General features: G+C 72.0%; 18 protein-coding genes. 12 read left to right on the top strand and 6 right to left on the bottom strand.

Annotated elements, in window-relative coordinates:
• The first annotated feature begins 19 nt into the window (after positions 1 to 19).
• The 3 genes from ACLJOU_RS04835 (at position 20) to lysA (ending at position 3,105) form a co-directional block, all read left to right on the top strand.
• Positions 20 to 724: a GntR family transcriptional regulator gene (locus ACLJOU_RS04835; RefSeq protein ID WP_410564728.1), complete on the top strand. Its 705-nt coding sequence runs from the start codon at positions 20 to 22 to the stop codon at positions 722 to 724.
• Positions 721 to 1,656: a dihydrodipicolinate synthase family protein gene (locus ACLJOU_RS04830; protein WP_410563491.1), complete on the top strand. Its 936-nt coding sequence runs from the start codon at positions 721 to 723 to the stop codon at positions 1,654 to 1,656. The genes ACLJOU_RS04835 and ACLJOU_RS04830 overlap by 4 nt, the downstream gene beginning before the upstream one ends.
• A gap of 105 nt (positions 1,657 to 1,761) precedes the next feature.
• The gene (gene lysA / locus ACLJOU_RS04825) at positions 1,762 to 3,105 is read left to right on the top strand and encodes a diaminopimelate decarboxylase (protein ID WP_410563488.1); all 1,344 of its coding nucleotides are present in this window, start codon (positions 1,762 to 1,764) and stop codon (positions 3,103 to 3,105) included.
• Here the strand turns inward: lysA and ACLJOU_RS04820 are convergent.
• Entirely contained in the window at positions 3,083 to 4,630 is a 1,548-nt protein-coding gene (locus ACLJOU_RS04820) for an APC family permease (RefSeq protein WP_410563485.1), read from the bottom strand. The genes lysA and ACLJOU_RS04820 overlap by 23 nt on opposite strands.
• Positions 4,631 to 4,892: 262 nt before the next feature.
• On the opposite strand from ACLJOU_RS04820, the gene ACLJOU_RS04815 reads away from it, so the two are divergent.
• Complete coding sequence (locus ACLJOU_RS04815; RefSeq protein ID WP_410563482.1) at positions 4,893 to 5,369, top strand: Lrp/AsnC family transcriptional regulator; 477 nt, start codon at positions 4,893 to 4,895, stop codon at positions 5,367 to 5,369.
• 44 nt (positions 5,370 to 5,413) lie between these two features.
• On the opposite strand, the gene helR is transcribed toward ACLJOU_RS04815, so the two are convergent.
• Positions 5,414 to 7,618 carry an RNA polymerase recycling motor ATPase HelR gene (helR, locus tag ACLJOU_RS04810; RefSeq protein WP_410563481.1) on the bottom strand — a complete coding sequence of 735 codons (2,205 nt, stop codon included), beginning with the start codon at positions 7,616 to 7,618 and terminating at the stop codon, positions 5,414 to 5,416.
• Between the two features lie 101 nt (positions 7,619 to 7,719).
• Positions 7,720 to 9,537 (bottom strand): LamG-like jellyroll fold domain-containing protein, encoded by a 1,818-nt coding sequence (locus ACLJOU_RS04805; protein ID WP_410563480.1) that lies wholly within the window; start codon positions 9,535 to 9,537, stop codon positions 7,720 to 7,722.
• A gap of 79 nt (positions 9,538 to 9,616) precedes the next feature.
• Here ACLJOU_RS04805 and ACLJOU_RS04800 point away from each other — a divergent pair, with 79 nt between their 5' ends.
• A complete protein-coding gene (locus tag ACLJOU_RS04800; RefSeq protein ID WP_410563479.1) occupies positions 9,617 to 10,009 on the top strand; it encodes a VOC family protein in 393 nt (130 codons plus the stop codon).
• Here ACLJOU_RS04800 and ACLJOU_RS04795 read toward each other — a convergent pair.
• The 3 genes from ACLJOU_RS04795 to ACLJOU_RS04785 form a co-directional block, all read right to left on the bottom strand.
• Complete coding sequence (locus tag ACLJOU_RS04795; RefSeq protein ID WP_410563476.1) at positions 9,985 to 10,467, bottom strand: DUF6328 family protein; 483 nt, start codon at positions 10,465 to 10,467, stop codon at positions 9,985 to 9,987. The two genes, ACLJOU_RS04800 and ACLJOU_RS04795, sit on opposite strands and share 25 nt — an antisense overlap.
• 182 nt (positions 10,468 to 10,649) lie before the next feature.
• Positions 10,650 to 12,500: a DUF2339 domain-containing protein gene (locus ACLJOU_RS04790; RefSeq protein ID WP_410563475.1), complete on the bottom strand. Its 1,851-nt coding sequence runs from the start codon at positions 12,498 to 12,500 to the stop codon at positions 10,650 to 10,652.
• Between the two features lie 60 nt (positions 12,501 to 12,560).
• Positions 12,561 to 13,526, bottom strand: coding sequence for a Gfo/Idh/MocA family protein (locus ACLJOU_RS04785; RefSeq protein ID WP_410563473.1), 966 nt, complete (start codon positions 13,524 to 13,526; stop codon positions 12,561 to 12,563).
• A 162-nt stretch (positions 13,527 to 13,688) separates the two neighbouring features.
• Here ACLJOU_RS04785 and dusB point away from each other — a divergent pair, with 162 nt between their 5' ends.
• The 7 genes from dusB to ACLJOU_RS04750 all read left to right on the top strand — a co-directional run bounded on the left by dusB (position 13,689) and on the right by ACLJOU_RS04750 (position 20,123).
• Positions 13,689 to 14,828, top strand: a complete 1,140-nt coding sequence (dusB, locus tag ACLJOU_RS04780; RefSeq protein WP_410563470.1) for a tRNA dihydrouridine synthase DusB — start codon at positions 13,689 to 13,691, stop codon at positions 14,826 to 14,828.
• A 95-nt stretch (positions 14,829 to 14,923) separates the two neighbouring features.
• A complete protein-coding gene (locus ACLJOU_RS04775; protein ID WP_410563469.1) occupies positions 14,924 to 15,577 on the top strand; it encodes a VC0807 family protein in 654 nt (217 codons plus the stop codon).
• Positions 15,578 to 15,609: 32 nt separating this feature from the next.
• Positions 15,610 to 16,302 carry a GntR family transcriptional regulator gene (locus ACLJOU_RS04770; RefSeq protein ID WP_410563468.1) on the top strand — a complete coding sequence of 231 codons (693 nt, stop codon included), beginning with the start codon at positions 15,610 to 15,612 and terminating at the stop codon, positions 16,300 to 16,302.
• The gene (locus tag ACLJOU_RS04765; RefSeq protein WP_410563465.1) at positions 16,299 to 17,294 is read left to right on the top strand and encodes an ADP-ribosylglycohydrolase family protein; all 996 of its coding nucleotides are present in this window, start codon (positions 16,299 to 16,301) and stop codon (positions 17,292 to 17,294) included. The genes ACLJOU_RS04770 and ACLJOU_RS04765 overlap by 4 nt, the downstream gene beginning before the upstream one ends.
• On the top strand, positions 17,291 to 18,166 hold the full coding sequence (locus ACLJOU_RS04760; RefSeq protein WP_410563463.1) for a PfkB family carbohydrate kinase: 876 nt from the start codon (positions 17,291 to 17,293) through the stop codon (positions 18,164 to 18,166). The genes ACLJOU_RS04765 and ACLJOU_RS04760 overlap by 4 nt, the downstream gene beginning before the upstream one ends.
• Positions 18,163 to 19,596 carry a purine-cytosine permease family protein gene (locus ACLJOU_RS04755; protein WP_410563461.1) on the top strand — a complete coding sequence of 478 codons (1,434 nt, stop codon included), beginning with the start codon at positions 18,163 to 18,165 and terminating at the stop codon, positions 19,594 to 19,596. The genes ACLJOU_RS04760 and ACLJOU_RS04755 overlap by 4 nt, the downstream gene beginning before the upstream one ends.
• Complete coding sequence (locus ACLJOU_RS04750) at positions 19,593 to 20,123, top strand: cysteine hydrolase family protein (protein WP_410563459.1); 531 nt, start codon at positions 19,593 to 19,595, stop codon at positions 20,121 to 20,123. Before ACLJOU_RS04755 ends, ACLJOU_RS04750 begins: the two co-directional genes overlap by 4 nt.
• The last annotated feature ends 5 nt before the right edge of the window (positions 20,124 to 20,128 follow it).

Raw genomic sequence — 20,128 nt, 5'->3', positions numbered from 1 at the left:
TATCAGATCGGACATGCCAGTGGCGAGCACTTCGTCGGCCCGGAGGCCGCCGCCGCCCGTCTCGCGGACGGATTTCGTGCGTGACGCGATCAAGGAAGCGATCTTGAGCGGGGAGTTCGCGCCCGGGGAAACGCTCGTGGAAGCCGAGGTCGGCACCCTGCTCGGGGTGTCGAAGACGCCGGTGCGCGAGGCCCTGCGGATCCTGGCCGGTTCCGGTTTGGTCACGATGAGCACGTACAAGGGAGCCGCGGTCCGGGTCATGGACGCCGAGAGCGCGTCCGCGGTGTACGACCTGCGCGCGCTGCTCGAACCCGAGGCGGTCCGGCGGGCCGTCGAGCGAGGCGCGGACTTCCGGGACGCGCGACAGGCGCTGGCCGGCGTCGAGACCGGCACGGCGGCGACCGACCGCGCGAAGGCCAGCCTGGCCAACCGGCTGTTCCACCGCGCGCTCTACGCCGGGTGCGGCAACCCGCTGCTGGTCGAGGCCCTGGACGGGCTGCGCGACCAGGCCGCGCTGATCACCGTCACCGGCTGGGGCATCAGCCCGACCTGGCAGGGCGAAGCGGCCGAGCACCGGGCGATCCTGAACGCCGCCGAGAGCGGCAACGCCCGGCAGGCCGAACACCTGCTGCGCAAGCACATCACCGATTTCCTCGACCGGGTCGCCTTCGGGCTGCCCGGCGAACGCACGACCGAGACCGGCGATCCGAAGGGGGCCCGATGACGTTCGAGGAGCAGAGGCGGCGGCTTTCCGGGGTGGTGGCCATCCCCGTCACGCCGTTCGACGCCGAGGGCGCCGTCGACACCCAGACGTACGCGAAGCTGGTGGACCGGCTGATCACCGGCGGCATCGAGGTCGTGACGCCGAACGGCAACACGGGCGAGTTCTACGCGCTCGACGCGGCCGAGGCGCGCCAGTGCCTGGAGGTCACCGTCGAGGCCGCGGCCGGCCGGGCGAGCGTCCTCGCCGGCGTAGGGCACGACGTCGCGTCGGCGCGGCGGGCCGCGGGGCACGCGCGGGCGGCCGGTGCCGAGATGATCATGATCCACCAGCCGGTGCACCCGTACATCTCCGGCGACGGCTGGGTCGACTACCACGCGGCGATCGCCGCCGAGGTGCCGGAACTCGGCGTCGTGCTCTACGTCCGCAACCCGGCGATCACCGGCGAGCAGCTGCGCGCGCTCGGGGAAGCGGCGCCGAACGTCATCGGCGTCAAGTACGCGGTGGCGGACCCCGTTCGGTTCGGCTCGGTCGCCCGGGACGCGGGCTTCGACCGGTTCGTCTGGATCGCGGGCCTGGCGGAACTCTCGGCCCCCGGCTACTTCGCCGTCGGCGCCACCGGCTTCACGTCCGGGCTGGTGAACGTCGACCCGGCGATCTCGCTGGCGATGTTCCGCGCACTGTCCACAGGGGACTATCCGGCCGCGATGACCGTCTGGGAGCGGATCCGGCCATTCGAGGAACTCCGGGCGGCGAACGGGAACGCCAACAACGTCAGCGTGGTCAAGGCCGCGCTGGGCCGGCTCGGCCTGTGCCGCCCCGACGTCCGGCCGCCCAGCCGCCTGCTCACCCCGGCCGAAGACGAACAGCTCGCCGGGCTGCTGTCCGCCTGGGCCGGCGGTGACGCAAGTTACTCGGGCGTTAATAAGGAGTAAGCGGGCAAACCGGCGGCGTCAGGACGGCGTTCACGGGTGATCTCCGGGCGGACCGGCAGGGGTGTCCTGACGGGGTCCGATCCGCCGTCATGCCCGGAGGCACCCGTGACGCTCAGCGAGCTTCTTCCCAGCCTCGGCTGTGAAGCCGCCGATCACCTCGAGCCAGGAATCTGGCCGCGAAGCACCCGACTCGGCGAAGACGGCGAACTGCTCTTCGCCGGCGCGCCCGTCAGCCACCTCGCCGCGCGCTTCGGGACGCCGTCCTACCTCCTCGACGAACAGCAGGTCCGCGACACCGCGCGCGAGTACCGTGAAGCGCTGCCGGACGTCGAAGTCGCGTACGCGAGCAAGGCGCTGTGTACGCGGGCCGTACTGCGCTGGGTCGCCGAAGAGGGGTTGTCGCTCGACACCTGCTCCGCGGGCGAGATCGCCGTCGCGCGCTCGATCGGCTTCCCCGCGGAGCGCATGCTGCTGCACGGCAACGCGAAGACGCCCGAAGACCTGAAGGCCGCACTCGGTTACGGCGTCCGGCGGATCGTGGTCGACTCCCTCGACGAGATCGAGCAGCTGGGCGCGCTCGCCCACGCCGCCCAGCAGGTGATGATCCGCGTGACGCCGGGGGTCGCCGCCGGGGCGCACACCGCCATCAGCACCGGCACCGAAGGCCAGAAGTTCGGCTTCTCGCTCCTCGACGGCGTACCCGACAACGTCGACGCCGCCGTCGAAGCCGTGAAGAAACAACCCGGGTTGCGGCTTCAGGGGCTGCACTGCCACATCGGCTCCCAGGTGACCAGAATCGACCGGTACGAGGCCGCCGCGCGCCGGATGGCCGAAGTCCTCGTGCGGATCCGCGACACCCACGGCGTCACGCTGCGGGAGCTCGACCTCGGCGGCGGGCACGCGGTGCCGTACGTCGGCGGCGAGCCCGCGTTCGACCTCGGCGGCTACTCGCGGCGCCTGCGCGTGGCGCTCGCCTACGAATGCGCGGCGCACGGCTTCCCGGTGCCCCGCTTGACGATCGAACCCGGCCGGGCGATCGTCGGGCCCGCCGGGATCACGGTCTACCGCGTGTGCGCGGTCAAGCGCGGCAGCCGCACGTTCGTCGCGGTCGACGGCGGCATGAGCGACAACGCGCGCCCGTCCCTCTACGGCGCCCGCTACACCACCCGCCTGGTCGGCCGCCGGTCGAAGGCGCAGCGCATCCCGATGACCGTGGTCGGCAGGCACTGCGAGGCCGGTGACGTCCTCGCCGAGGGCATCAGCCTGCCCGCCGACCTGCACGCGGGCGACCTCCTGGCCGTGCCGTGCACCGGCGCGTACCACCACTCGCTGGCGTCGAACTACAACCAGGTCGGCCGGCCGCCGCTGGTCGGCGTGCGGGACGGCGTCGCCACGCTGCTGGTGCGCCGCGAGACCGAGGAGGACCTCAGCCGACGCGACTTGGGCTGATGCTGTCGCCGCCGCGCGGCACGAACCCGCGCGACAGGCGGCGTCCGGCGAAGAAGTCGCGGCAGGCGCGGTGGACGGCGAACATCAGTGGCACCCCGAGCACGATCGACACCACGCCGATCACCGCGACGCCGCCGATGCCGAACACCGTCGTCTCGCCCGCGTCCGGCCGCGCGTACTCGATCAGCGCGAACACCAGCACGGCGAGGAAGAACACGCCGCCGACGAACGGCAGCAGCCCGCGCAGCACGAAGTTGCGCACGCTCGCGAAGAGCGTCCGGCGGAACACCCAGACGCAGGCCAGCGCCGTCATCGTGTACTCGATGGCGATGGTCAGGCCCACCGCGTCGACCGAATCGGCCAGGACGTTGTCGCTGATCAGCGCCAGGAGCGCGTACACCGCCAGCGAAACCAGCCCGAAGGCCCAGGTCGCGACGGTCGGCGTCCGGAACCGCGGGTGCACGCGCCCGAACACCTTCGGCAGCGCGCCGTGGCTGGCCATCGACAACGTCGTGCGCGCCGCCGGCATGATCGTCGCCTGGCTGGTGGCCGCGCCGCTGGTCAGCACGGAAACGATCAGCAGCACGCCGAGGATCTTGCCCGTCGTCCCGTCGCCGAACACCGCGCCACCCAGGCCGGCGAGGACGTCCTCGGAGTTGGCCTCGTTGCCCAGGCCGATCCCCTCGCTGCCGATCCCGGCGAAGGCCAGCGCGGCGACCGTCACGAGCAGGTAGTTCAGCACCAGCAGCACCGTCGACAACACCGCGGCGCGCCCCGGTGCGCGGCGCGGGTCGGCGGACTCCTCGTTGACCGACAGCGAGCTTTCCCAGCCCCAGTAGATGAACACGGCCAGCAGCACCGCCGAAACCGCGGCGCCGGCGGAGACGCCGCCCGGCCACAGCCAGTCCGGCCGCGGCACGGACGCCTGCGGCCCGGCGGTGCCGTCGAAGACGCGGACCAGCGCCACGACCGAAAAGAGCACCAGGACGGCGAGTTCCACGCCCAGCAGGACCCACTGCGCCCGCGCGGACACCTCGATCCCGCGGTAGCAGAGCCAGCACAGCGCCAGCAGCCAGGCGGCCCCGATCGCCGTCGTCAGCCACCGGTTGCCCGCGGCGTCGGACGCACCGAACAGCAGCAGCGTGTACCGGCCGGTGAGCGCGGACTGGCTGCTCATCACCAGCAGCTGCGCGACCGTGACGACCCAGCCGGTGAACCACCCGGCGTGCGGGCCGAACGCCCGCGTCGCCCACGTGAAGTTGGTGCCGCAGTCGGGTTCCGCCGTGTTCAGCTCGCGGAAGGCGAACGCGACGAACAGCACCGGCACGAACGAGAGCAGCACGAACGCGGCCGCCTGGAACCCGGTGCCCGCCAGCACGATCAGCCCGAGGGTGGCCGCAATCGAGTAGGCCGGCGCGGTCGACGACATCCCGATGACCATCGACGACACCATGCCCAGCGCGCCGCCGCGCAGTCCCTTCGCGGGAACGGCGGGGGCGACGCCGAGCGCCACGGCCTCCGACATGCGTTGGTCCTCCTGGGGTGATGGTCCGACCGAGCCGCCAGACGGTACCTGCCGCGGTGCGGTACGCGCGTCCCGCTGTGCGCGGGCGCACAAAACCGCCTCGGAAAGCCTCGTGAGTTTCGCCTCTGGCCACCGATTCCTCGGCTGAGCACGGCGTGTACGTCGAATCGCGCGAAGCTGGCGCGGAGGGCTCGCTTTCTCCGCAGGTCTCGATACGCTGCGCACTTGACAAATCACATGCCGAAACACAGGGAGGGACGGCATGGGTGACGAAACACGTGCGCGCGCGCTGGACAATACGGACAGATCACTGATCGACCTGCTCCAGAAGGACGGCCGGGCCTCGTTCACCGCGCTCGCCAAGGCGGTCGGGCTTTCGGAGGGAGCGGTCCGCCAACGGGTGCAGCGGCTGCTGCGCGACGACCTGATGCAGATCGTCGCGGTGACCGACCCGGTCAACGTCGATCTGACGCGCCAGGCCATGGTCGGCATCAACGTCGACGGCGTCGATCCCCGCGACGTCGCCGACAAGCTGTCCGAGCTGACGAACGTGCACTACGTCGTGCTGTGCGCCGGGCGGTACGACCTGCTGGCGGAGCTGGTCTGCCGGGACGACGACCACATGCTCGAGGTGCTCGGCGAAGAGGTCCGCAAGATCCCGGGCGTGTCCGGGACCGAGCTCTTCGTGTACCTCAAGCTGGCCAAGCAGAACTACTCCTGGGGCCGGCTCACGGCCTAGCGGTGCGGGGATGACGGGCGCCAACGGCCCGCCACCCCCGTTCGCTACAGGAACCGCCGGTGCCCGGACTTCGCGGGCACCCCGGCCTCGGCGAGGCCGGTCAGCTCCGCCGGGAGCGGATCCCGGTGCAGCACCCCGAGGCGCTGCGTGGCGCGGGTGAGCGCGACGTAGAGCTCGGCCGCGCCGCGCGGGCCCGCGGCCAGGATCCGCTCCGGTTCGACGACGAGCACGGCGTCGAACTCCAGTCCCTTGGCGGCGGCGGCCGGGATCGTTCCCGGCAGGCCCGGCGGCCCGAGCACGACGCTGGTGCCCGCGCGACCGGCCTCGTCGCGGACGAAGTCGTCGATGGCCTCCGCCAGCTCCTCGCCGTCCACCCGTCTGGACCACGGCCGCACCCCGCACGCGCGCACCGATTCCGGCGGCCGCGCGGCCGGTGCGAACCGCGCCAGGAGCGCGCCGGCGATCGCCATGATCTCCGCCGGAGTGCGGTAGTTGACCGTCAGTTCGCGGTACTGCCAGCGGTCGCCGACGTACGGCGTGAGCATCGTGGCCCAGTCGCTCGCTCCCGCTGCGGAACGGCGCTGGGCGAGGTCGCCGACGATCGTGAACGACCGGCTGGGGCACCGCCGCATCAGCACTCGCCAGTCCATTTCGGACAGTTCCTGCGCCTCGTCGACGACGACGTGCCCGTACGTCCAGTCCCGGTCCGCGGCGGCCCGCTCGGCGAGGTCGCGTGGATCGCGCTCGGTGAACCGCTCGGCCAGGTCTTCGGCGCCGAGGAGGTCCTCGGCGACCAGCTGGACGTCTTCGTCGAGCTCCTCGGCGTCCAGTTTCAGCAGTTCCATGACCCCGGAGGCGTACTCGGCCTCCGCTTCCGCCCGCCGGTGCGCGGCGGCGCGTTCGGCCGTGTCGTCCCGGCCGAGCAGGTCGACCAGTTCGTCGAGCAACGGCACGTCGGACACCGTCCACGCCGTGCCGTCCGCGCGGAACAGCGCCGGATCGGCCCCGGCGGCCTCGAGCCGGCGCGGCGACGAGTACAGCGGGGCCAGCAGCGTCTCCGGCGTCAGGTACGGCCACAGCCCCTCGAGGGCGGCTTCCAGCTCTTCGTGCTGCCGCAGCTCGGCCAGGACGTCGGCGCGGAGACCGGCCCACGCGCCCCGGTCTTCCGCGGTCAGCCAGGCCTCGCCGATCTTCGCCGCCGCGCGCTCGGCGAGCAGGGCCAGGACACGCTCGCGGAAGATCGCACGGGCCTCGTTGTGCGGCAACGCGGCCCGGCGCGCTGCGAGCCGGGCCTCGGCCGCGAGATCGGCGTCGAGGTGCACGGTGACGTCGGACAGCTCGACCGGCACCGGCTCGTCCGGCACCTGCTGCCGGTCGGCGACCGCCGCGGCCAGCACGTCGAGGATCGCCAGCGATCCCTTGCGCCGCGCCACCTCCGGCGCGTCCTCGGCGGTGGTGCGCAGGCCGGGGAAGAGGCCGCCAGTGGTCGTGAAGACCACGTCCGACTCGCCGAGCGACGGCAGCACGCGGGCGATGTGGTCGAGGAACAGCGGGCTCGGCCCCACCACGAGCACGCCGCTGCGCGACAGCCGCTCCCGCCGCGTGTAGAGCAGGTACGCCACCCGGTGCAGGGCGACGGCCGTCTTCCCGGTGCCGGGGCCGCCTTCGACGACCAGCACCCCCGGGTGATCGAGGCGGATGATCTCGTCCTGCTCGGCCTGGATCGTGGCGACGATGTCCCGCATGCCTTCGCCGCGCGGCGCGTTGACCGCGGCCAGCAGGGCCGCGTCCCCCCGTTCGGCACCCTCGGGGCGGCCGAAGATCTCGTCGGTGAAATCGAGGACCCGGCGGCCCATCGTGTGGAACTGACGGCGGCGGCGCATGTTTTCCGGTCGCGCCGCCGTGGCGACGTAGAACGGCCGCGCCGCCGGCGCCCGCCAATCCAGCAGGAACGGTTCGTAGTCGTTTTCCGCGTCGAACAGCCCGATTCGGCCGATGTAGCTGGTTTCGCCCGAACGGGCGTCCAACCGGCCGAAACAAAGGCCGTTGTCGGCGACGTCCAGCCGGGCCGCCTCCCGCGACCGGCACCGGACGTCGGTCTCCCGTTCCCCCGGCGGCACGTCGGTTCGCCCGAGTGCGCCGCGGTACCGGGCCTGCGCCGCCGCGCGTTCGCGGTCGAGCCGCTCGTACAGCGCGGCGACGTAGGCCCCTTCTTCCCGCAATTCCTCGTCGTACCCCTGATTTGACAAGTTCCCCTCACAGCGGTTAGACTGTATTCAAGTTCGGCGAGTTCTCCTGTTGTCCCCGGAGGACACGCCGATTTTTTATTGTCCACCCGCTGTCAAGGGCCTCAGCCCAGCATGAATTCACGCGGGTTCAGCGGCCGGTCCACCACCCGCACGTCGCCCAGCAGCCCCGCGAAACTGCGGTCGACCTTGCCCCCGTAGGACGACGCCCCGACGAGCCACGGGCCGCCCGGATCGGCGAGCCCGACGGCGGGCGTGGCCGGGTTCCGGACCACCGGGCAGCCGTCGACGAACATCGTCGTGCGCCGGCCGTCGTTGACGACGGCGACGTGCCACCACTTCTCCACGGGCAGTTCGTGGCCCCAGTTCGTCGACGTCCGGTTCTGGTTCAGCGGGTACACCGCCCACTGCAGCTCGCCACTGTCCGAAAGGGACAGTGTGGCCGCGGACTCCTGCGGGTCGTCACCGGTCTTGCCCGCGGCCGCGCCGCTGCCCTGCCGGGCGAACAGGCCGCACCAGCCGTGGTGGCCGTCCTTGAAGTTCGCCGGCAGCCGGAAGAACGCCTCGACGGTGTAACCCCGTTCGAACGTCAGCTTGTTGATCGGTGCCGCGTCGACCGTGCGCAGGTAGGCGCCCCGGCTCGGATCGCGCCCGCCGTCGAACCGCAGGCTCGCCCGCGACGGCTGCCGCGGGGAGAACTCGCTCGAGTACTTCAGCGCATCCGGGCCGCTCCCGGGCGTGGTGACGCGGGTGAGGTCGTTGCCGCGGCCGGTCCGGTCGCGCACGACGACGTCGTCCGGCACCACCTTGCCGTCCTGGCCACCCTCGAACCGCCAGTACGCGACGGTTCCGGGGATCAGGAGCTGCTTCGCCGGCCGTCCGGGCGGGACCGGCGCCGGCGCGAAGCCCTGGAAACGCTCGGCGAAGTCGATCTCCAGGCTGAAGTAGTCGGCCGCGCCGCTGCGTTCGACCTCCACCTGCTGCAGCTCGCTCAGGTGGTCCTGCGCGGCGAGCCACGGCGAGAACGTCCGGACGTCGATCACGCCGCGCGCGAGGTCGAACTGGTAGAGCCGCACCATCGCGCTGCCGCCGTAGTAGCGGTCCTGGTAGTTGGCGAGGTGAACGTGCACGTCGTGGCCGGCGGCGTTCTTGCGGACGGTGCGCCCGGTCGGCCAGTAGTGGCCGTTGAGCGTGAGGAAGATCTGGTCGTTGCCCTGGACGAGCTCCTGCCAGACGTGCTCGCCGAACGTCGAGAACTGGGCCTGGTGGTCGTCGTCGGCCCAGACCAGCTCGTGGATGGTCAGGATGGCCGGCAGCGTCGGGTGCTGCGCGAGCACCTGCTTCGCCCAGTTCAGCCCGCCCGCCGAGGGCCGCCAGTCGAGGGCCAGCAGCAGCCACTCGCGGCCGCCGCCGCGGAAGACGTGGAAGGTGTTGTAGCCGTCCTTCGACGCGCCGCGGAACGTCGGCGAAGTGCGCTGGCGCTGCGGGCCGAAGGCGTCGAGGTACGGCGACGGGCCGCGCTGGTCGTCCTTCGAGCCGTCGATGTCGTGGTTGCCCGCGAGCGTGCTGTACGGGAACCGGCGACGGTCGAGGGCCTGGAACGACCGGCTGATGCGGGCGAACTCGTCCGCCCGGCCGTTCTGGGTGAGATCGCCGAGGTGGGCGAGGAAGACAACGTTGTCGTCGGCCTCGTCGAGGACGTAGCGCAGCGAGGCGTCGAGCGGGGCCGCGTCACCGCGGTCCTCGTCGAACAGGTACTGCGTGTCGGGCATGACCACGAGCGTGAAGCGCGGATCTTCGGTGTCCGGGCGGTGCCGGCCGGTGGCTTCGGCGGCCGGGGCGCCGAGGACGTTCGGCAGGGTCGCCGCGGCGGCGACGGCCGGGGCGCCGAGGAGGAAGGTCCGGCGAGAAGTGTCAGTCACGGGCCGGAAGCTACGGGCGGCTTCCGACCACCCCGGCAACTGCTGCCGAACACGGGATGAACAGCGGTACTGTGCCCGCATGAGCGGCGCGCGGGTGTTCCGGCTGATCCAGCCCGTCGACGACATCGAGGTCGCCGTCGCCTTCTACGCCGCCGTCTTCGCCGACCCCGGTGAGCGCATCGCCGTCAACCGGCACTACTTCACCTGCGGCGGGGTCGTGCTCGCCTGCGTCGAGGCCCCGCCCGAGCACCGCGAGCCCCGGCCGCGGAAGGACCCGCGGATCGTCTACCTCGCGGTCGACGACGTCGAAGAGACGTTCCGGCGGGTCCAGGCGGCCGGACCGCGCTGGCTCGACGACGCCATCGAGACGCAGTTCTGGGGCGAACGGTCGTTCTACGCCGACGACCCGTCCGGCAACCCGCTCTGCTTCGTCCAGGAGGACACGCGCTACTTGGGCGGCCCGGTCGGCTGACCGGCCGGGTTCAGCCGGAAGGGCATGACGAACCAGAGCAGCCCGAAGATCAGCAGGCACAGCACGGCCATCACGAGCATGGCGATCCCGCCGTAGACCACCTTGGCGATCAGCGCGACCGTCGAGGTGATGGCCAGCGCCAGGCAGACCAGCCCGACCAGCACCAGCCGGTTGCCGACGGTCAGGATCCGCTCGCGGCTGCCGGTGCGGAACAGCAGCCGGTGCCACGCCGCGGGCGCGGTGAGCAGCGCCGTGGCCGCGACCGCGAGCGTCACCGCGGACAGGTGCAGCGACTTCTCGAACCCGCTGGCGTCGTGGAACCGGTCGGTGAACACGACCGACAGCAGGAAGCCGAAGAGGATCTGCACCCCGGCCTGCGCGACCCGCAGTTCCTGCAGCAGCTCGCCGAGGTTGCGCTGCAGCTTCTCGTTGCGGGTTTCGCCGGTTTGTTCGGGCACGAATGCACAATAACCGGACAACGAGGTGTCCACACGGCGACGAATCCGTGACTTCCTCACGAACTCCCGGCTTTCGACCGTCCGAAGTGGACTAGGTCAGCACCCCCCGGAAGCGCTCGGGCACCACGCGGATGCGGACGGAGCACTCGGCGTCGAACCGTCCGCGGTCCGGGTCTTCCCGGCTAGCGCGACGCGACCCGCCGCGCGTACCGCGTTCCCGCCGCCAGCAGCACCAGGCCGGCGCCGAGGAACGCGCCGACCCGGGCCAGCCCGTCCAGCGCCGACAGGTCGAACAGGACCAGCTTGAGCACCGCGGCCCCGACCAGGATCAGCCCGGTCACCCGCAGCGCGGCGACGTCGATGCCGCGCAGGAGCAGCACGAGCGCCGCGACCGTCCAGGAGACCGTGATCAGCGCGTGGCCCAGCAGGAACCCCGGCCGGCCGGGTGCGGCGAGCAGCGCGCCGCACAGCACGACCCCGGCGGCGCCGTAGAGCGCCGAAACCCCGGCGAGCAGCCAGATCGGCAGGTCCTCGGCCGGCCCGCGGAACACCGCCAGGCGCACCGCGGCCCACGGCAGGGCGACCGACACGGCGAGGATGAGCGCGGCGACCGCGAGCGCCCCGGCGAGCTCCGCGACCGGGTGGCTGCGCGGCACGATCAGCAGCGCGGGCGTGACGTCGAAGACCACGCCGAGCAGCCCGCCGATCGACGCGAACCCGAGCGCGGCGGCGAGCGCGCCCCGGCTGCGCCCGCCCACGGCGGCCACGACGAGCAGCAGCGCCTCGCCGAGCAGCACGCCCGAGCGTGCCGGGCCGTCGAACTGGGTGACCGTCGCCTGCAGGATCGCGAGCAGGCCGGCCAGCCCGGCCACCTGCCCGGCGAACCCGGGCCACCAGCGGCGCGCCGCCCAGACGGCGAGCAACAGGGCACCGGCTCCCGCCGTGATCGGCACGGCCTGCGCCTTCGGCAGCAGCACCGCCGCGATGAGCGTCGGCAGCACGGCGGTCGCCAGCAGCGAGAGCGCCGCGGGGTCGTTCCGGCGACGGCGCAGCACGATCAGCGCGAGCACGACCCCGACGAGCCCGGCGCCGCCAGCCGCGGCGGTGTTGGCCCAGCTGCCGCCCCCGGCGAGCCACGCCGTGCTGATCACGGAGGCGAGCAGCGGCGGGACACCGGCGGCCAGCGTCAGCGACGACCAGTCGCGGCGCAGCTGCACCGGCACCGTCGCGAGCTGGACCATCAGCAGGAAGGTGACCAGTTCGGGGGTGAACCCGCCGACCGTCATCGGCGCGCACACGACACAGCCGACGACGACGGCGGCGGCCAGCAGCGGCGACGCCCAGCGCACGGCCACGAGCAGCCCGCCAACGGCGACCGCCAGCCCGGCCACGAGCCCGGCGAGCACCGGCAGGAACTCGTACAGCGACGTCGCGGCGACGACGTCCAGGTAGAGCGTCGCGATGCCGGTGGCGGCCAGCGCGAACGCGCCGGTGCGGCCGGCGGGCTTGCGGTGCAGCCACACGCCGGTGCCGGTGAGCGCCAGCCCGAACCCGGCGCCGACGAGCACCCGCGGCAGCGGCCCGAGCCAGCCCCGCTGCACGGCCAGCACGAGCAGCAGCACGACGCCGAGCAGCGTCACGGCCCCGCCGACCCAGGCGAGCACGCGGCTGCCGGCGCCTTCCTTGCCGAGCTTTTCGCCCAGCGTCGGCCGCGGAACGGGCTGGTAGGGCGGCTGCGGGTACTGCTGTGGCGGGACGTACTGCTGTTGCGGCGGGACGTACTGCTGCCGCGGCGGCTGCCACTGGGACTGCGGCCACGGGTTCGGCTCGGGCCGTTGCGGGCGGGGTTGCGGTTGTTCGACCGGCTCGGGCTCTCCGGCCGGTTCAGGCTGCTCGGGCTGCTCGGGCTGCTCGGCCGGTTCGGGCTGCCCGTCCCGGACGGTCCGCAGTTCGGAGCCCACCACGGCGAGACGACGCCCCAGGTCGTCGATCTCGCCGGCGAGCCGGAGGAGCACATCTGCTTCGGTGGTCATACCGGACAGGGTCACGCACCGGCGGCCACCTGCGGATCCGTAGCACTACTCAATCCGCGGTCACGTCCTGGTCGCGGCGAGCACCTCGTCCATGGTGGTCATGATCGAGACGGTTTCGTCCAGCGGCATGAGCGGGCTCTCGGTGTCCCCGGCGGCCAGCCGGAGCGCCACCTCGTCGGCCTGGTGCCGCAGGCCACGGCCCTCGTCGACGTAGTCGAAGCGGCTCCGCTCGCCTTCGCGCGGGATGAGGGTGAAGGAGGCGGGAGCGTAGAAGGGCCCGTCGATTTCGATCCGCCCGTCGGTGCCGACGATCGCCGCGGTGGTCGGCGAAACCGCACTCAAGGTGCAGGTCAGGACGGCCTGCGCGCCGCCGGCGTAGCCGAACAGCATCGACATCTGCGCGTCGACGCCGGTGAAGGCGGGCGTGGCCATGGCGGCCACGCGCTCGGGCCGTCCGAGCACCATCGACGCGAACGAGACGGGGTAGATCCCGAGGTCGAGCAGGGCGCCCCCGCCGAGTTCGGGGGCGAAGAGCCGGAAGGCGGGGTCTTCGGCGAACCACTGCCCGTGGTCGGCGGTGACGGTGACGACGGCCCCGAGCTGCGGCAGGAGTTCACGGACGTGCCGGATGTGCGGCAGGAACCGCGTCCACATGGCTTCCATGAGGAAGAGGTTCTTGGCCCGCGCCAGCTCGACGAGATCGCGGGCTTCCCCGGCGGTCATCGTGAACGGCTTCTCGACGAGCACGGGTTTCCCGGCCTCGAGCGCGAGCCGGGCGTTGGCGTGGTGCATGGGATGCGGGGTGGCGACGTAGACGACGTCGACGTCCGGATCGTTCGCGAGGGCTTCGTAACTGCCGTGGCGCGTCTCGATGCGGTGTTCGTCGGCGAACCGCCCGGCACTGTCATCGCTGCGCGACCCGACCGCGGCAACCACTCCGGACTCGGTGAGCAGCAGGTCCTGGGCGAAGGCGCCGGCGATCCCGCCGGTACCCATGATTCCCCAGCGCAGGGGCTTGTCGGTCATACCCCGCACCCTATGCCGGGCCGCACCCGTGAAGTGTCGCCGCGATCACGTCGAGCGGACAGACGTGACCTCGACGGGCAACACCGTCCGCCCGCAGGCCACGGTCTGGAGCAAGTGACCGGCGAGCCCCCTGGCTGGGCGTGACCGACACCACAGGCGACAATGGAGAGCGTGACCGCGACCCTGAGCAAGCCCGCCCTGAAGATCGGCCCCTACGAGGTCGATCCGCCGGTCGTGCTCGCGCCCATGGCGGGGATCACCAACGTCGCCTTCCGGCAGCTGTGCGCCGAGTACGGCGCCGGCATCTACGTGTGCGAGATGATCACCGCGCGCGCCGTCGTCGAACGGCACCCCGGCACCATGCACATGATGACCTTCGGCGCGAACGAAAAGCCCCGGTCCATGCAGCTCTACGGCGTCGACCCGAAGACCATGGCCGAAGCCGTCCGGATCATCGTCGGCGAGGGGCTCGCCGACCACGTCGACTCCAACTTCGGCTGCCCGGTCGCGAAGGTGACGCGCAAGGGCGGCGGGGCCGCGCTGCCGTTCAAGCGCAAGCTGTTCGAAGCCATCGTGCGCGAGTCCGTCAAGGCGGCCGGGGACACGCCGTTCACGGTGAAGTTCCGCATCGGCATCGACGACGACCACCACACCTTCCTCGACGCCGGCCGCATCGCCGAAGCCGAGGGTGCCGCCGCTGTCAGCCTGCACGCCCGGACCGCCGCCCAGCGCTACTCCGGCCAGGCCGACTGGACCAGGATCGCCGCCCTCAAGGAAGCCGTGACCAGCATCCCGGTGCTCGGCAACGGCGACATCTTCAGCGCCGACGACGCCCTGCGCATGGTCGACGAGACCGGCTGCGACGGCGTCGTCGTCGGCCGCGGCTGCCTCGGCCGCCCCTGGCTGTTCGGCGAGCTGGAGGCCGCTTTCCAAGGCCGCGAACTCCCCACCCCGCCGAACCTCGGCGAAGTCGCGAAGGTGCTCCGCCGCCACACCGAACTGCTCATCGAGCACGACGGCCACGACAAGGCCATGCGCGACATCCGCAAGCACATGGCCTGGTACCTGATGGGCTTCCCGGTCGGCTCCGAACTCCGCCGCGGCTTCGCGATGCTCTCGTCGATGGACCAGCTCGACGACCTGATCGCCCAGCTCGACCACTCCGCGCCCTTCCCCGAAGCCGCCACCGGGCCGCGAGGACGTCAGGGCTCCCCGGGCAAGGTGACGCTGCCCCACGGCTGGCTCGACGACCCGGACGACGACTGCGTCCCCGAGGCGGAAGACATGCACTCCGGCGGCTGAACCTCGTTGCTCGGCCGGCAGCCGTGACATCTGTCAGCCCGAAGTCGTGGCGGACGGCATCCTTCCCGGACCCCTCGTCGCGACAAGCTTCCGGCATGACGACGAACCAGCCCGGAAGCGCCCTCCTCAAGACCCTCGCGATCGAGATCGCCGTCCCCACCGGCGTCTACTACGCGCTCCACTCGCTCGGCGCGAGCGACTTCGCCGCCCTCGCCGCCGCCGGCGTCTTCCCGCTGGTCCGGACCCTGTACCAGTTCGCCAAGGACCGCACGCTCAACGGTCTCGCCCTCGTCGTGCTGACCACGAACGTCGTCGGCATGCTGCTCACCTTCGTCACCGGTGACGCCCGGATGATGATCGCCAAGGATTCGCTCGGCAGCGGGATCACCGGGCTCGTCATCCTGGCCTCCACCTTCACCGCGGCCCCGATCATGACCAAGACCATGCGGCCCTTCCTCACCCGCGGCCAGGCCGCACGGGAAGCCGCGTGGGAACGGCTCAGCGGAAACGCCACCTTCGACGCCGTCCTGCGCCGGTGCAGCGTGATCTGGGGCATCGGCTTCGCGCTGGAAAGCGCGGCTCGCATCGCCGGCGCGTTCACGCTGCCGGTGTCGACCATGGTCTGGCTGAGCACCACCATCTTCGCGGGCGCCTTCGCGGTCATGATGGTCGTCTCCGGCAAGGTGGCCGAGCAGGCGGGCAAGATGCTCGCCGCCGACGCGGAAGCCCGTCCGCTCGTAGCCGCTTGACCTGCGGCAACGCTGGGTGTACAGGTGTGGACATGTACAGCAAGCGGCAGCAGCTGGTCGGCGACCTCACCGACCTGATCCGCTCCGGGCGCCTCGCCAACGGCGAACGCCTGCCCGGCGAGAACCAGCTCGCCCTGCAGTACCAGGTCAGCCGCGGCACCGTCCGCAGCGCCCTGTCCGAACTCCAGCAGCTCGAGCTCATCTCCACCCAGGCCGGCGTCGGCTCGTTCGTCACCTTCGACGGCGTGCAGCTCGACCAGCGGATCGGCTGGGCGCGTGCGCTCGCCGACGCCGGCGCGCCGGTCACCACCGAACTGCTCGGCATCGAAACCGTCGAAGACGTTGCGCTGCAAGAAGAATTCGGCGAGCCCACCTACGTCGCCGTGCGGCGGCTGCGACGGGAACACGACCGCGGAATCTCGTTCGAGACCGCCACCGTGCCCGCCGTCGGGCCGCTCGCCGACCTTCCCGAAACCGGGCTGCAGGACGGCTCCCTCACCAAGACCCTCGAAGCGGCCGGCCGGATCTCCGTCGGCGGCGACCAGTGGATCAGCACCGAACGCCTCGACGCCTGCGCCGCCGAACTGCTCGGCCGGAGCATCGGCGAGCTCTTCCTGCGCGCCGAGCGCACGTCGGTCGACGCCGAAGGCCGGCTCGTGGAGCGGGTCGTCAGCCTGCTGGACCCGGTCCGGTTCCAGTTCCACCTCACGTTCGGACACCGGTGACCGCGCGGGACCGGGCGCTCGGCGCGTTCACCGGGCTGGCCGTCGGCGACGCGCTCGGCATGCCGACGCAGTCGATGTCCCGCGCCGCCATCGCCGCCACCTACGGGCCGGTCACCGGGCTGCTCACCGCCGTCGCCGAGCAGCCGGTCGCGCCGTCGATGCCCGCCGGCTCGGTCACCGACGACACCGAGCAGGCCGTCCTGCTGGCCCGGCTGCTGATCGACGGCCGCGGCACGGTCGAGCCGCACGTCTTCGCCGACGCCCTGCTGATCTGGGAGGCCGACATGGTCCGCCGCGGTTCCGCGGACCTGCTCGGGCCGTCCACCAAACGCGCGCTCGCCCGGCTGCAGGACGGCGTCCCGGCCGACGAAGCCGGCCGCACGGGCACCACCAACGGCGCCGCCATGCGCGTCACGCCGGTCGGCATCGCGACGCCGTCGGACGATCTGCACCGCCTGGTCGACGCCGTCGTCGCGACCGCGCGGGTCACGCACAACACCAGCCTCGGCATCGCGTCGGCCGCCGCGGTCGCGGCCGCCGTCTCCGCCGGCGTAGACGGCGCGACCCTGGCCGAAGCACTCGACGCGGGCGAGCGGGCGGCGGTCGTCGGCGGGGAACGCGGGCACTGGGCGCCCGGCGGGGAGATCGCCGCCCGGATCCGCTGGGCGCGCGACTGGGTGCGGGGCATGGCACCACCCGCCGTCGCCGACGCGGTCGCGCAGGTCATCGGCACGTCCGTGCTGTCGCAGGAATCCGTCGTGGCCGCGTTCGCGCTGGCGGAGGCCATGGGCGACGACCCGCCGTCGGCGCTGCGCCTGGCCGCCGGGCTCGGCGGCGACACCGACACCGTCGCCGCGATCTGCGGGGCGATGCTCGGCGCGGCGCACGGCGTCGGCGCCTTCCGCCCCGACGTCGTCGAGACCGTGCTCGCCGTCAACCGGCTCGAATTCGGGCCGCTGGTCGACGAACTGCTGAAGCTGCGCCGGCGATGACCGGGCGGCTGGTGCACACCGGGCAGGTCGTCGTCGACCTGGTCATGACGGTGCCGAGCCTGCCACCGGCCGGCGGCGACGTCCTGGCTTCGTCGACGAAACTGTTGCCGGGCGGCGGTTTCAACGTCATGGCCGCCGCCGCGCGCTCCGGCGCCCAGGTGCTTTACGCGGGCAGCCATGGCACAGGTGCCTTCGGCGATCTCGCCCGCGCCGCGCTCGCGGCCGAAGGGGTGGAACTGGCGCACGCACCAACGTCCGAAGTGGACACCGGCGTCGTCGTCGTGCTCGTCGATGACACCGGCGAACGCACCTTCGCGACCGGCACCGGCGCCGAGGGACGGCTGCGCGCGGAACTGCTCGACCGGATCACCCCAAAGACTGACGACGTGGTGTACGTGAGCGGATACAGTTGGTTGCACGAGATCAATCGCGCGGCCCTCGTCGAGTGGCTGCCCCGTCTTCCCGGCTCGAGGATCCTGTTCGATCCTGGCCCGCTCATCGGCGACATCAACCCTGGAGACCTGCATGACTTATTGTCCACAATAGACATATTGAGCTGCACCGCCCGCGAAGCCGAGGTACTGGGCGAACTGCCGCCGGTCGCCGTCGTCCGCGAAGGCGCAAAAGGCTGTCGTGTCCACGAAAACGGCCGGATCACCGACGTTCCCGGGTTTCCGGTCGACGTCGTGGACACCACGGGCGCCGGCGACACGCACTGCGGCGTGCTGGCCGCGGAGCTGTTGCGCGGCAGTACCGTCCTCGACGCCGCGGTGCGCGCCAACGCGGCGGCCGCGCTTTCGGTGACCCGGCGCGGGCCGGCGACCGCGCCCGGCCGGGCAGAGATCGACCAGCTGGTGGAGGCGACGCGATGACCGGTTCCCGCAGGCTCGAGGTGGAGACCAACGGCCTCGACGTGATCGACGACGCCGAACGGCGTGGCCGGCCGCGGCAGCTGTTCTGGCCGTGGTTCGGCGCGAACGTGTCGGTACTGGGGCTGAGCTACGGCTCGTTCACCCTCGGCTTCGGCATCTCGTTCGGGCAGGCGCTGGTCGCCGGCGTCGTCGGCATCCTCTTTTCGTTCCTGCTGTGCGGGTTCATCGCCATCGCGGGCAAACGCGGGTCGGCGCCGACGATGCTGCTGTCGCGGGCGGCGTTCGGCGTGCGCGGCAACCGGCTGCCGTCGGCGATCTCGTGGCTGCTGACGGTCGGCTGGGAAACCGTGCTCGCCGCGCTGGCGACGCTGGCCACGGCGACCGTCTTCGAACGCCTCGGCTGGGGCGGCGGCACCCCGACGAAGGTGGTCGCGCTGGTCGTGGTGGCGGCGCTGACCGTGGCCGCCGGCGTCCTCGGCTTCGACGCGATCATGCGGCTGCAGACGTGGATCACCTGGATCACCGGCGTGCTCACCGTCGTCTACGTGGTCCTGGTGGTCGGAGACGTGCACTGGGACGCGGTGCGCGCGCTGCCGTCCGGCTCGGCGCAGCAGTGGGTCGGGGCGCTGGTGTTCCTGATGACCGGCTTCGGCCTCGGCTGGGTCAACGCGGCCGCGGACTACTCGCGCTACCTGCCGCGGTCGTCGTCGAGCCGCGGCGTGGTCGGCTGGACGACGTTCGGTGCGTCGGTGGCGCCGGTGGTGCTGCTCGTGTTCGGGCTGCTGCTGGCCGGCTCGTCGCCGGACCTGAACAAGGCCGTCGCGGCCGACCCGATCGGCGCGCTGACGACGTTGCTGCCGCTGTGGTTCCTGGTGCCGTTCGCGATCGTCGCGGTGCTCGGCCTCGTCGGCGGCGCGGTGCTGGACATCTACTCGTCGGGACTGGCGCTGCTCTCGGCGGGCGTGCGCATCCCGCGACCCGCGGCGGCGCTGGTCGACGGTGTGATCATGGTCCTCGGCACGATCTACATCGTCTTCTTCGGCGGCGAGTTCCTCGGCCAGTTCCAGGGTTTCCTGGTGACGCTGGGCGTGCCGGTCGCGGCCTGGTGCGGGGTGATGCTCGCGGACGTCCTGCTGCGGCGGCGCGACTACGCCGAGCGGGAGCTGTTCGACCCGGCCGGCCGCTACGGCGACGTCCGCGTCGGCCCGATCGCCCTGGTACTGGTGGCGACGGTGCTCGGCTGGGGCCTGGTGACGAACACGTCCGCGGACTGGCTGAAGTGGCAGGGCTACCTGCTGGAACCGCTCGGCCTGGGCGGCCGCGAAGGCGCGTGGGCCTTCGCGAACCTCGGCGTGCTGGTGGCGCTGGCCCTGGGCTTCCTGGTGACGTTGTCGACGCGGCGGCGGGTCCGCGAGCAGGAGGCGGTGTGAGGAGCATCCTGGCGGTCATCGACCTGCAGAACGTGTTCGCCGACCCGGCGAGCCCGTGGTTCACGCCCCGCTTCGCCGAGGTGGTCGAGCCGATCCGCCGGCTGGTGACGGCGTTCGGCAACGACGTCGTGTTCACCCGGTTCGTGGCGCCGGCGCAGCCGGAAGGAGCCTGGCGCCGGTACTACGAGCAGTGGCCGTTCGCCCGGCAACCGCCGGATGCACCGCTGTACCAGGTGGTCGACGCGTTCCAGCCACCCTCCACAGTGGACGCGACAACGTTCGGCAAGTGGAACCCGCGGATGGCCACCCGAGTGGGCGGCGCGGGCCTGGTGCTGGCAGGCGTCTCGACGGACTGCTGCGTGCTGTCGACAGCCCTGGCGGCCGCGGACGCGGGCGTCGCGGTCACGGTGGTCTCCGACGCCTGCGCGGGCGCGGACGACGAGAGCCACGCGAAGGCGTTGGACATCATGCGCCTGTACGGACCCCTCGTGCAGGTGGCCACGACGGAGGAGGTGCTCGCGAAGTAGATTCG

Origin of the sequence: Amycolatopsis sp. cmx-4-61, assembly GCF_046548775.1 — a bacterium.
Taxonomy (GTDB): Bacteria; Actinomycetota; Actinomycetes; order Mycobacteriales; family Pseudonocardiaceae; genus Amycolatopsis.
Note: the sequence above shows the minus strand (reverse complement) of the source record. Positions and strands in the feature narration are given on the sequence as shown.